This window comes from Lysinibacillus sp. fkY74-1 (assembly GCF_053165895.1).
Window position 1 is genome coordinate 3,210,923 of sequence record NZ_CP170173.1, and the last position, 12,177, is coordinate 3,223,099.

General features: G+C 38.0%; 10 protein-coding genes and 1 other annotated feature (1 of these 11 running past the window's edge). Of the genes, 3 read left to right on the forward strand and 7 right to left on the reverse strand.

Annotation, left to right across the window (positions count from 1 at the left end):
* Positions 1-13, reverse strand: a binding site (T-box leader) (it extends 252 nt beyond the left edge of the window).
* Positions 14-332: 319 nt separating this feature from the next.
* Entirely contained in the window at positions 333-2,021 is a 1,689-nt protein-coding gene (locus ACE1MS_RS15765) for a methyl-accepting chemotaxis protein (protein ID WP_031419284.1), read from the forward strand.
* A gap of 97 nt (positions 2,022-2,118) precedes the next feature.
* Here ACE1MS_RS15765 and secDF read toward each other — a convergent pair whose 3' ends face one another.
* Together secDF and ACE1MS_RS15775 are read right to left on the reverse strand one after the other, a co-directional pair.
* Positions 2,119-4,386: a protein translocase subunit SecDF gene (secDF, locus tag ACE1MS_RS15770; RefSeq protein WP_031419285.1), complete on the reverse strand. Its 2,268-nt coding sequence runs from the start codon at positions 4,384-4,386 to the stop codon at positions 2,119-2,121.
* A gap of 346 nt (positions 4,387-4,732) precedes the next feature.
* Entirely contained in the window at positions 4,733-5,041 is a 309-nt protein-coding gene (locus tag ACE1MS_RS15775) for a post-transcriptional regulator (RefSeq protein WP_031419286.1), read from the reverse strand.
* Positions 5,042-5,134: 93 nt separating this feature from the next.
* On the opposite strand from ACE1MS_RS15775, the gene ACE1MS_RS15780 reads away from it, so the two are divergent.
* Positions 5,135-6,652, forward strand: coding sequence for a putative polysaccharide biosynthesis protein (locus ACE1MS_RS15780; protein WP_031419287.1), 1,518 nt, complete (start codon positions 5,135-5,137; stop codon positions 6,650-6,652).
* Here the strand turns inward: ACE1MS_RS15780 and ACE1MS_RS15785 are convergent.
* Entirely contained in the window at positions 6,649-7,284 is a 636-nt protein-coding gene (locus tag ACE1MS_RS15785; RefSeq protein WP_031419288.1) for a DUF421 domain-containing protein, read from the reverse strand. The two genes, ACE1MS_RS15780 and ACE1MS_RS15785, sit on opposite strands and share 4 nt — an antisense overlap.
* A 157-nt stretch (positions 7,285-7,441) precedes the next feature.
* Here ACE1MS_RS15785 and ACE1MS_RS15790 point away from each other — a divergent pair, with 157 nt between their 5' ends.
* Entirely contained in the window at positions 7,442-8,281 is an 840-nt protein-coding gene (locus ACE1MS_RS15790; RefSeq protein WP_447402474.1) for a polysaccharide deacetylase family protein, read from the forward strand.
* A gap of 89 nt (positions 8,282-8,370) precedes the next feature.
* On the opposite strand, the gene yajC is transcribed toward ACE1MS_RS15790, so the two are convergent.
* The 4 genes from yajC to ruvB form a co-directional block, all read right to left on the reverse strand.
* The gene (yajC, locus tag ACE1MS_RS15795; protein WP_012295447.1) at positions 8,371-8,634 is read right to left on the reverse strand and encodes a preprotein translocase subunit YajC; all 264 of its coding nucleotides are present in this window, start codon (positions 8,632-8,634) and stop codon (positions 8,371-8,373) included.
* A gap of 263 nt (positions 8,635-8,897) precedes the next feature.
* A complete protein-coding gene (tgt, locus tag ACE1MS_RS15800; RefSeq protein ID WP_012295448.1) occupies positions 8,898-10,043 on the reverse strand; it encodes a tRNA guanosine(34) transglycosylase Tgt in 1,146 nt (381 codons plus the stop codon).
* 56 nt (positions 10,044-10,099) lie between these two features.
* The gene (gene queA, locus ACE1MS_RS15805; protein WP_031419290.1) at positions 10,100-11,140 is read right to left on the reverse strand and encodes a tRNA preQ1(34) S-adenosylmethionine ribosyltransferase-isomerase QueA; all 1,041 of its coding nucleotides are present in this window, start codon (positions 11,138-11,140) and stop codon (positions 10,100-10,102) included.
* Between the two features lie 17 nt (positions 11,141-11,157).
* The gene (gene ruvB / locus ACE1MS_RS15810; protein ID WP_031419291.1) at positions 11,158-12,162 is read right to left on the reverse strand and encodes a Holliday junction branch migration DNA helicase RuvB; all 1,005 of its coding nucleotides are present in this window, start codon (positions 12,160-12,162) and stop codon (positions 11,158-11,160) included.
* Between the last annotated feature and the right edge of the window lie 15 nt (positions 12,163-12,177).

Consider the following 12,177-nt stretch of genomic DNA (forward strand, 5'->3'; position numbering starts at 1 on the left):
TCAACAATTTCTCAGCTATTCTCATCTACACTCAGCTCATCTGTTCTTAGGTTGACCACGCTCCCGTAGCCTTCTACCTTGACCGAACAAAAAGTTAGCCTTAATTTTATGCTAAATAAATATAATTGTCAATCAATTTTGAAGAATCAAGTGGATAACATGGATTTCAGAAGCCTTTTACATAGGTATATAAACCTTTTTAAATTCCATAAAAAGTAAATAATACTTCTCCTGTTGAAAATTTTCTGAGTATTGACCTTGTAAAAATATCAAGCTATAGTAATTTCAGAACATTTATTTTTTCCATATAACAAAAGAAGGTAGGAACGTCTATGTCCGTTCGTAAAAAACTAAATCTGGGCTTCATTTCATTAACATGTTTACTCTTCATTTCTAGTATTGTGAGCTTTCTGCAATTCAAAGCTACGCAAAATGATCTAGAAGAAGTACTGCAGCACCGTATTGTACAAATGCAATTAACAGTGAAAATTCAGCAAGAACTCGCATCACAAGGTTTATTTTTACGTTCCTATATTTTAAATCCAAAGGATGAAACCGCTAAAGCAAACTTAGCGCGCTATGAAAAGCGTTTACCAGAATCGGTGAATGAGCTTTCTACCCTTGTTCGTTCAGACTACACAAAAAATATTATGCAGCAAATCACAGCATTACAAAAAGATTTACTTACTCATTCCGAAAAGGCAGTCCAAGCCTTCAATAATGGAAATGTCGATTTAGCCCTCTCTTACATAAATAATGATGTGACAAAAGATAATAAAGAACTCTTCCAATTAACGAAGGAAATGTTAGATTATCATAATGAGCAGCTACAAAAGGTTGATGCTGAAGTTAATCAAACGGTTGCAAGAGCAATTATTATTTCCATCACGCTTCTATTGGCTAGTGCCGTTATTGGCGTTTACTTTATGTATTTTGTTAAAAAATCGATTGTTCAGCCATTGCATCTTGCAATTGGAGCGGCTGATACTTTAGCACAAGGAGATTTATCGATTGATGAGCTTACTCACCAATCAAATGATGAAATTGGTACACTAGCCGTGGCAGTCAATACTTTAAAGCAAAATCTAACTGGATTAATGTCAAATATTCAAGATAGCGCCTCCCACCTATCAGCTGTCTCTGAAGAGCTGTCTGCTAGCACAGAGGAAGTGACGGCAACTTCTGATGATATTGCCCAACGAATTCAAGAAAATTCAACACATATCGTTTCATCTGCAAGTGCTTCACAGCAAAGTGCTGTGGCAATGGATGAAACAGCATCCGGTGTTCAACGCATTGCAGAGGCGACACAAAGCCTTCATGCCAATGCAGAAAGTATGACCCAGCTCGCGCGAACAGGAGGAACAACCATTTCCACAGCGAAAGAGCAGATGTCTATCATTTCTGTGGCTACCTCTGAAATTGCTACATTGACAGATAAACTAAGTAAACAATCAGAAGAAATCGGACAAATTACAGCCGTCATCACGGCCATTTCAGAGCAAACAAATTTGCTGGCCTTAAATGCGGCAATTGAAGCGGCAAGAGCTGGGGAGCACGGTAAGGGCTTTGCGGTAGTAGCGGATGAAGTACGTAAACTTGCTGAGGAATCTAATCAGTCTGCCAATCAAATCGTTGCCATTACAAAAGAAATTCTGACAGATACACGCAATGTTGCAGCCGCTGTCGATAATGGTCTAGCTTCTGTAAAAGACGGCGTAAACAAAATTCATGAGGCAGGAGATGCTTTCTACTCCATCACATCAGCAGTGACAGCATTTACGGAGCAAATTGAGGAAATCTCTGCCACATCTGAAGAAATTTCCGCCAGTGCTGAGCAGGTTGCTGCCTCTGTCACGGAAATAGCAAGCGTTTCAAATCAATCAGCCAGCAATTCACAAATAATTGCAGAGTCTGTTGATGAACAAGTTGCGACTATGCAGCAAGTGAATGCGGTCGCTGAAGAATTAAGTCAACATGCTCAGCAGCTACAGACATTGCTTCAGCAATTTAAATTATAACCTATAAAAATCTGCTGCTTTTTAGAAAGCCAGCAGATTTTTTGCATCATAAAAGCAGGGTATAGAAAACAATTCGTTTTCTATACCCTGCCCATAATTATACAACAGGTTCGTCTGTACCCCATTGTTTTTTCTCTTTTTTGTGTAGCTGCCCATCTGATTTTTTCATTTCACGAATTTTTAATGAATACCAGATTTGAGCTGCGATACAGATGGAAGAATACATACCTGTAATTAGACCAATCAATAACGCAATTGAGAAGTTTTGAATAGATGGTGCGCCAAAAATTAATAAAGCTATAACAACAATAATAACTGTTAAGACGGTATTAACAGAACGTCCCATTGTTTGACGGAGCGACTTATTCACAATATCCGCCAATAATTCACGGTCATTAATGGTATCATATCGATCTAAGTTTTCACGCATACGGTCAAAGGTAACAATCGTATCATTGATGGAGTAACCAACAATGGTTAAAACTGCCGCAATAAAAGTAATATCCACCTCTAAGCGCATAAAGCTAAAGACAGCAACGATTAAGAATACATCGTGTAATAATGACACAATTGCTCCAATACCCATACGCCATTCAAAGCGAATTGCTACATAAATGATAATCCCAAGTGCTGCAAGTGACAATGCTTTAATGGCATTTTTCACAAGCTCCTTACCAACTGTTGGCGATACCGTACTTACAGTAGGCTTATGACCATATTTATCGGTTGTTTCCTTTTGGAATTTTAAAATATCTGCTTGTGATAAATCAGATTTATAACGAACAACTGCAGATGTGCTCTTTTCTCCTGAAAGGACAATATCCTCCGAAGGGAAACCGATACTATCAACGAATTTTGCCACTTCTTCTTGTGTTAACGTTTGTTCTGCTTCAATTTGAATACGTGTACCACTAGAGAAATCGATACCAAGGTTTAGTCGGAAAATACCTATAACCACTAAACCAGCCACTAAAATGGCTAAAGAGAATGTATAAAATTTCTTACGATTGTGAACAAAATCGAAACGATCAAATTTCGTTGTTAAATCTAATGTACCAATGTTTTCATCCAAGCTATGTTGTTTTGATTTAGCAATACCATACCATGCTGGATTATTGAAATAGCCACTGTTAACAAGGAACCCTAATAGAACACGGGAACCCCAAACTGCTGTTAAGAAGCTCAATAGAATACTTATAATTAATGTAGTTGCGAAACCTTTTACAGAGCTTGTCCCGAAGTAAAATAGAATGCCCGCTGCTAATAGCGTTGTCAACTGTGCATCCACAATAGCCGATAAAGATTGTTTAGAACCAATTTGGAATGCCTGCTTAGCAGAATACCCTACTCGAAGCTCTTCACGTATACGTTCTGCCGCTAAAATGTTAGCGTCTACAGCCATCCCTATACCAAGGACAATGGCGGCAATACCTGGAAGCGTTAATACCGCATTAATCCAATCAAATACAACCAATACTAAGAATGTGAATACAACAAGTGTAATGATGGAAATAACCCCTGGTAGACGATAGTAGAATAACATAAATAAGAAAATAATTACTACGCCGACAATACCTGCAAAAATGGTACTTTTCAGTGCCTCATCACCAAACTGAGCACCAACAGAAGTTGAGTAAATTTCATCAAGCTTAACAGGTAGTGCCCCTGCATTTAAAATTCCTGATAAATTTTTTGTTTCATCAACAGAGAAACTACCACTTATCATAACGTCTGTAGTATTTAATGTTTGGCTAACTGTTGCTGCTGATGCATAGCGTGGCTTCGCTTTTTGTGACTCCGCTTTATAAGAGTCTACACCCTCTTCAAAGTCTAACCATACAACTAATAAATTTTGTCCTGCAGGTTTCGCAGCAATTTTACTTGTTACATCAGCAAATTTTCCCGCATCTTTTAATTTTAATGATACGATTGGGCGATTTTGTTGGTCAAAGGAAGCACTAGCCCCATTTTCTTTTAAATCATTCCCATCTAATAATAAATTATCATCCACATCACGGAATGTTAAATTTGCAGAAGTAGATAGTAGCTTACGTGCCGATTCCTGATCTTCAACACCAGCTAATTGCACACGAATACGGTTTTCTCCCTCTACCTGAATGCTTGGCTCACTAACACCAATGGCATTGACACGGTTACCAAGGGCTGTTGCCGTAGCTGCAACAACTTCCGGTGTGATTTTTTGTCCTGCCTTTAATTCATTTACCTCATAAAGCACCTCAAACCCGCCCTGTAAGTCAAGACCAAGCTTAATGTCCTTTAAGACGCCGTTTACAGTCGTACCAATTCCAGCTGCCAGAAGCACTAGAATTAATAGGAATGCAACTATACGACTTTTTAGTTTCATCGAAAATCCTCCTCGAAATGGTGTAAGGGTTGTCCTTACACGCCAAACAAGTAACTAGCAATACCTTTTGAAACGATTAATCCTCCTTTTCCTTAGAATCATGTTACCTGTGTTTCAAAAAGGTTGCCTCACTTAGTTCATTCGTTCATAACGCGCAAGTTTATCTTTGTATTATTAGGTACTAACCTTCCTAATGCAAGTACAATCGCATAGAAGATTTATGTAAGTAAACAGTTATTCAAAATAAAAAAAGCGCAACACACTTATTATGAAACAGGTTGCGCTTGGTGTCAATTCAACACATGTAGGTTTCTTTGAATTATTACAAGATTTGACACATCGTAATTTACGTTTTGACTGGACCAAGCAGTAATTGTAATTCTTCTGTATTCAATTCTTCAAACCAATTGTCACTTTGTAAAAACTCTACTTGATTGAATGAGACAATATCAGATGGTGATACCGAGAATATGGTAGCAATCACCTCATATAAGCGAAGTTGTTCTACTTTCTTTTTACGCCATTTTTTTTCAACACAGTACCGCCAAAGCTCTTCAGCCGTTATAGCATCATATCGAAAATACTTGAACTCTGCTATCTTACTATCAATGGCAGGACGAATTTTTTCAAACAGTTGCTCATATTGCATACTCATTTTGAATCATCTCCAATCAAAGTCGTAACGTAAGACATGCTTGCATACAAATAGTGTAAATGAATTTTTGCGGCTTGAGAAGGGACGGATGGCATGAGTTCTTTTGTACGAGGTACATTATTTTTAATGTTTGTCATTTTCTTATCTAAACTTTTTGGCTTCTTTTATAGAATGCAATTTATGCGAATTGCTGGTGAGGAGGCAGTCGGTATTTATATGACCGTCTATCCAGCATTTATTTTCTTCATCTCACTCATTCAACTTGGACTACCTATTGCTGTAGCTAAAATTGTGGCAGAATTACTAGCTAAAAATAAACGCGAAAGCATATTTGGCGTCATGCGTACTGCGATTCTTTGGTCGTTTATTGGTATGATCGTTTTTATGCCCCTTGTTGCACTCACTATACCATATATTTCTACAACGCTCTTACATAATGAACATACAACTTTCACTTTATGGATTGCTCTCTTTGCCGTACCAGTATCAGTAGGATCTGGTTTATTACGTGCTTATTTACAAGGTATCGCTAAAATTACACCTACCGCATGGTCACAAATGATTGAACAAGTTGTTCGGATTAGCTTTATTACACTAATGCTTCCATACGTGGCTAATTATAATAATGCCGCTGTGACAGCTGCTGCCGCCATGGGTATTACGCTTGCTGCAGAGGTAGTAGCATTCCTTTATTTATGGCTGCATTATATAGTTTCAAAAAAGAAATTAATTGCGCGCAAAACAAAAATCGAAGGTTATCCTTCATCGCCCATGCTACGTATAGCTCTGCCTTCCGCAGGCAGCAAGCTTTTTGGTTCTTTCACTTGGTTTTTAGAACCAATTATCTTTTTAAAAGCTTTAACAGTAGCAGGCTTAACAGCATCAGCAGCTACCATTCTATACGGTGTCATCTCAGGTGTTTTGGTGCCACTACTACTATTTCCTGCTTTTGTGTCAACCGCTTTATCGATTGTCCTTATTCCGGCTGTTAGTGATGCCGTTGCTAGACAGCATATCCCTTTGTTACAGGAACGAATTTCGGTTTCCCTAAGATTATCTTCTTTAGTGGGCTGTTTTGCCGCTACATATTTCTTTGTACATGGTGATGAATTGGCTATGAAGCTTTTCCATTTAGAAGAAAATCGTGGTTACGTAAAAATTTTAGCACCCATTTTTTATTTTTATTATATTCAAAGCCCTCTGCACTCCATCCTTCAGGCGATTGGCGAAGCTCGGGCAGCGATGATGAACTCCATCTATGGGGGACTAGGGAAATTATTTGTTATGTTTGTACTTGCCTCTCAGCCCGGTATTCAAGAAAAAGGAGCTGTGGTAGCTATTGGTTTTGGCGTATTGATGACCTCTTTCTTGCATATAGCAACTGTTAGACAACGGAAAAATTTACGAGCAGGCTTTAGAATGTTTGTCGTACCTTATAGTTGCTTTATTGTCGTTTGTATCGCCCAGTACTTCCTAATGCCCTTACTATCACTACCATTTATTTTAAATAGCTTTGTCACATTATTTTTACTATTTACGAGTTTATTATTTACAAATCAATTACGTATAACAGATTTCCGCTATATCCGTAAATTAGCAAAGAAAGTTTAGTTTTCCTTTAATTGAATATACAGTCGCTCGTCTTCCCAAATACAAAAAAATACTTTTTCACTATCTGTAATATTATTTTTAGCTAATTCACTCTTTAACCATTCCACGTCTTTATGCATGGTTAATAAATGTCTCTCTTGAATCTCTCCATCAATAATCAAAGGATAAACGAATGCTTTTTCATCTTTTTTGTAAACAGAAAGGTTTCCCGAAGGTTCTAAATAGGCAAATGCAACATCGGTGACAGAGGCGATACCATTTTCTCGTAATTGCTGACATAAATCATCTAAATTATAACGGTGTTTACGCATTACACTCTCTAAAATCACACCGTCTTTCACTAGTAACGCTGGATCACCATCAACTAAGTCGCGTATACCTTTGAACTTCAACGATAAATAAGCACTTAATATTTGTATAAAGAGCAAAATAATAATGGGTAAAATGGCATTAAAAAGAGGATTCTTATAATCATCTAACGCAAAAGCAGCCACTTCTGCAATTAATACAAAAACCACTAAATCAATGACAGATAGCTCACCCAATTCTCGTTTACCCATTAAACGAAAGACAATGATGATAAACACATATAAAAAACAGGTTCTAAAAATGATGTGGAAATATTCTTCCATCAATAACACCCCCATAATATCAAGGTGACCTTATTTTTGTTTTTTATACAGAAGAATGACTGGATATTGCTAAAAATACAAGGAATAGTCCGTAGTTGTTCGTACAAAATATAAAGAACGAAACAGTTAAGACTATAAACAGCAAAAAGGTGAGAAAATGATAAGGAAAATAATTGCTTTCGTTGTTGTTTATATTGTTCTGTTTACTCATCCATTTCTTACTTATGGATACCAAGAACAGAATATACCCGTTCTTATGTACCACCATTTAGCGGAAAATATAAACAATAATACAGTTATTTCACCCAATAATTTTGAGAAACAAATGAGGTCCCTTAAGGAAGAAGGTTATCATGCGATTTCTGTCAAAGAATTACACGATTACTTGACTAACCAAAGCAAATTACCCGCAAAGCCTATATTAATTACTTTCGATGATGGCTATCTCAGCAATTACGAAATGGCGTATCCGATTTTGAAAAAATATGACATACATGCGGAAATTTTTGTTATTGCAAGCCGAATAGTCGATACAAGTAAAGATTTTGCCTATCCACATGAAATTGCCAAGATGAACTGGGATCAATTAAAAGAAATGCAAGATTATATAACGATTCAAAGCCATACTTGGGACTCCCATTATAAATTACCTTCAAGATTCGGCAGACTGAATGGGGCTATTTACGGTCCAAGCTATTTGAATGGACAATTAGAGAGCCAGCAGCAGTACGAGGCTAGAGTCAGAAATGATTTTATTCACTCCCGAAAAATAATTAAAGAAAAATTAGGCTACGAGCCCATCGCCATTAGCTATCCATACGGTATTCAATCTGCTGCCACCATTAAAATTGCACAGGAGGCTGGTTTTAAGATGGGCTTTGTTATTCAGAATAAAAGTGTTAAAAAGGGCGATGGATTATTCACATTAAGTAGAATTATTGTAAATGGCAATGATTCAGGTCCCGACTTAATTCATAAAATAAATACAATGAAATAGTGACAGGAGGAATATACCCCTCCCTTTCGCTTCAGCGCACAAGAAAAGGCTTACAATATAGCTATTGTAAGCCTTTTTCTTTATAATGTTTAAATGTCTTTCTCAACTCGTCCGATTGCTTGACGGTCAAATTTTACACGTACATTATCAGCGATTTTTAATGTTACTGCTGTGTCCTCAATTGCATCAATGACACCATGCAGGCCACCGATTGTAATGACTTTATCTCCACGTTGCAAACTACCTTGCATATTTTGTGTTTCCTGCTGTCTTTTTTTAGCTGGACGGATTAAGATAAACCACATAGCAACGAACATTAATAATATCGGTGCTAAGCCTAATAATTGATCCATATTACTTCTTGCCCCCTTTCCAAATCTCACTTTTTTAGTATAGACTATTCCACCATTAAAAAGCGATGGACAAGCCCAAAAATTTTCTCATTTACTAATATTTTTTCTATGATTGACAATATTTTGCTAGAAATATTCACTTTTTACAAAGTTTTGAATGATTTTGCCATACTATGGCAAGTAATGTAGGACATTAGAGGTTTTCTAATGTCCCTTTTTATGAAAAAACTCGTTCACTTTATTATCCTTAGAAAAGTAATTAATTAAAAGTTTTTCGCATTTGGTCCATTAAAGCCATATTTCTCGAAAAATTCTTCTCGGAAATCACCTAAGCGATCTTGACGAATTGCCTCACGCACTTGTTCCATTAGCTTTAACAGGAAGTGTAAGTTATGATAAGACGTTAAACGAATACCGAACGTTTCTTCTGTGCGAATCAGGTGACGAATATAAGCACGTGAATAGTTTTTACATGTATAGCAATCACAGTTCGGATCAATCGGCCCAAAGTCACGAGCATATTTTGCATTCTTTACGACTAAACGACCTTCTGATGTCATCAGTGTACCATTACGAGCAATACGTGTTGGTAGAACACAGTCGAACATATCAACACCACGAATAGCTCCATCGATTAATGAATCTGGTGAACCCACTCCCATTAAATATCGAGGTTTATTTGCTGGCATTAACGGTGTTGTGAACTCAAGAACACGGTTCATGATATCTTTTGGTTCACCAACAGATAGTCCTCCTATCGCGTAGCCTGGGAAATCTAACTCCACTAATGCTTCTGCAGAACGACGGCGTAGATCCTCATACTCACCACCTTGAATAATTCCGAATAACCCTTGTTCTTCTGGACGACTATGGGCTTCTTTGCAGCGTTTTGCCCAACGTGTTGTACGGTCTACCGATTGCAACATATATTCATGTGTTGCAGGATACGGTGGACATTCGTCGAAAGCCATCATGATATCCGAGCCTAAGTCATTTTGAATTTCCATCGCTTTTTCTGGACTTAGGAATAATTTATCCCCATTAAGATGGTTACGGAAATGTACGCCTTCCTCTTCAATTTTGCGGAACTGGCTTAGGGAGAATACTTGGAAACCACCTGAATCTGTTAAAATGGGTCTATCCCAATTCATAAATTTATGCAGTCCGCCTGCTTCCTTAACGATATCATTGCCTGGACGAAGCCATAAATGATACGTGTTGGATAAGATAATACCAGCATTCATTTCTTTTAATTCCTCTGGTGACATTGTTTTAACTGTTGCTTGTGTTCCAACAGGCATAAATGCTGGTGTTTCAAAAGAGCCGTGTGGTGTATGCACAATGCCAAGACGTGCTCCTGTTTGTTTACATGTATGAAGTAATTCATAGCGAATAGCTGGTTGTGTCATAAAAATAAAAATCCTCTCTGATCTGAAGTAAAAACAGTACTCCGATTTTTTCTTTTTTATTCTTTTGGTCGAATAAACATAGCATCACCAAAACTAAAGAAGCGATATTTTTCTTCTACAGCTTGCTGATAAGCACTTAAAATAGTTTCACGAGTGGCTAGCGTACTCACTAGCATAACAAGGGTTGACTTTGGTAAATGGAAGTTTGTAATTAAACCATCTACCACGGTAAAAGTATAGCCTGGATAGATGAAAATAGACGTCCAACCTTGCTCTGCTCGTACCTCACCATCATATTTAGAGCCAATTGTCTCCAATGTACGTGTAGAGGTAGTCCCAACAGCTATTATCTTCCCGCCATTACGCTTTACACGATTAATCGTGTCTGCTGCTTCTTCTGTCACACTATAAAATTCTGCGTGCATTTCATGGTTTTCAATAGAATCTACACTAACTGGACGGAATGTTCCAAGTCCTACATGAAGTGTAATAAAGACAACCTCTACCCCTTTTGCCTTTACTTGTTCTAATAATTCTTCTGTAAAATGGAGCCCGGCCGTTGGAGCAGCAGCTGACCCACGCTCTTTCGCATAGACCGTTTGATAGCGATCTTTGTCTTCTAATTTTTCTCGTATATAAGGCGGTAATGGCATTTCACCAAGCTGCTCTAGTATTTCAAAAAAGATTCCATCATAATGAAATTCAAATGTTCGTCCACCATGGTCAAGCTCACCTGTACAAGTAGCTGTTAACAATCCATCTCCAAATGTAATAACTGTCCCTACTTTTACACGTTTTGCTGGTTTTACAAGTGTTTCCCACTCATCTGTACCTGGCAATTGCTTTAATAATAGTACCTCTATATGGGCACCTGTCTCCTCTTTTACACCCATTAAGCGAGCAGGTAAGACTCTTGTATCGTTTAACACAAGGCAGTCTCCAGTACGTAACTCCTCTAAGACATGAGCAAAATGGTGATGCTCTACTTCATTTGAGCCAGGTGTTACGACCATTAATCGACTAGCTGTCCGATCTACTAAAGGTGTTTGAGCAATAAGCTCCTCTGGTAATTCAAAATCAAAATCTTCTACACGCATGAAAAAAACTTCCTTCTTTATGTTTGTTGGGGATACTCATATCCAAAATGTTCGTAGGCTAAATGTGTCGCTACTCTTCCTCGTGGTGTACGTTGAATAAGCCCAATTTGCATGAGATAGGGTTCATATACATCTTCTATAGTCACCCGTTCCTCACCAATCGATGCTGCAAGCGTATCTAAGCCCACAGGACCTCCTCGAAAGCGCTCAATCATGTTAGTGACAAGTTTATGATCAATGTGATCAAGCCCTCTTGGATCGACTTGTAACAGCTCTAGCGCTTGCTTTGCAAGGCCCTCCGTTATCATACCATCTCCAAGCACTTGTGCATAATCTCGTACTCGTTTCAATAAGCGATTGGCAATTCGAGGTGTGCCACGAGAGCGTTTCGCCATTTCCATTGCTGCTATTTGCTCAATTTCTACCTCAAATAAATGAGCACTGCGAGCAACTATTTCAGCAAGGGAAATATCATCATAGTACTCTAAGCGTAATAAAACACCAAAGCGATCTCTTAGAGGTGCTGATAAGGCACCAGCTCTGGTTGTAGCACCTACAAGGGTAAAGGGAGGTAAATCAAGGCGTACAGAACGTGCTTCAGGACCTTTTCCCACAACAATATCTAAACAGAAGTCCTCCATTGCTGGATATAACACTTCTTCAATGGCACGAGGTAATCGATGAATCTCATCAATAAATAAAACATCACCAGGCTCTAGTGAACTTAAAATCGCTGCTAAATCTCCTGGACGTTCAATTGCAGGACCACTTGTCATGCGTACATTGACACTCATCTCATTTGCAATAACAACAGCTAATGTTGTTTTGCCAAGCCCTGGTGGCCCATATAACAGCACATGATCTAAACTTTCCTGCCGAAGTTTTGCTGCCTCAATGAAAATTTGTAAATTTTCCTTTACTTTATGTTGCCCTATGTATTGGGCTAACCTTTGCGGGCGTAAAGATAATTCAAATTGTTCATCATAGCCACTTGCCTCACTAGCCATCATACGTTCAGACATGCCTCTTCCCTCCTT

Coding starts and splice junctions, on each gene's coding strand:
- ACE1MS_RS15765 (WP_031419284.1), top strand. CDS start 333: ATGTCCGTTCGTAAAAAACTAAATCTGGGCTTCATTTCATTAACATGT.
- secDF (WP_031419285.1), bottom strand. CDS start 4,386: ATGAAACTAAAAAGTCGTATAGTTGCATTCCTATTAATTCTAGTGCTT.
- ACE1MS_RS15775 (WP_031419286.1), bottom strand. CDS start 5,041: ATGAGTATGCAATATGAGCAACTGTTTGAAAAAATTCGTCCTGCCATT.
- ACE1MS_RS15780 (WP_031419287.1), top strand. CDS start 5,135: ATGAGTTCTTTTGTACGAGGTACATTATTTTTAATGTTTGTCATTTTC.
- ACE1MS_RS15785 (WP_031419288.1), bottom strand. CDS start 7,284: ATGGAAGAATATTTCCACATCATTTTTAGAACCTGTTTTTTATATGTG.
- ACE1MS_RS15790 (WP_447402474.1), top strand. CDS start 7,442: ATGATAAGGAAAATAATTGCTTTCGTTGTTGTTTATATTGTTCTGTTT.
- yajC (WP_012295447.1), bottom strand. CDS start 8,634: ATGGATCAATTATTAGGCTTAGCACCGATATTATTAATGTTCGTTGCT.
- tgt (WP_012295448.1), bottom strand. CDS start 10,043: ATGACACAACCAGCTATTCGCTATGAATTACTTCATACATGTAAACAA.
- queA (WP_031419290.1), bottom strand. CDS start 11,140: ATGCGTGTAGAAGATTTTGATTTTGAATTACCAGAGGAGCTTATTGCT.
- ruvB (WP_031419291.1), bottom strand. CDS start 12,162: ATGTCTGAACGTATGATGGCTAGTGAGGCAAGTGGCTATGATGAACAA.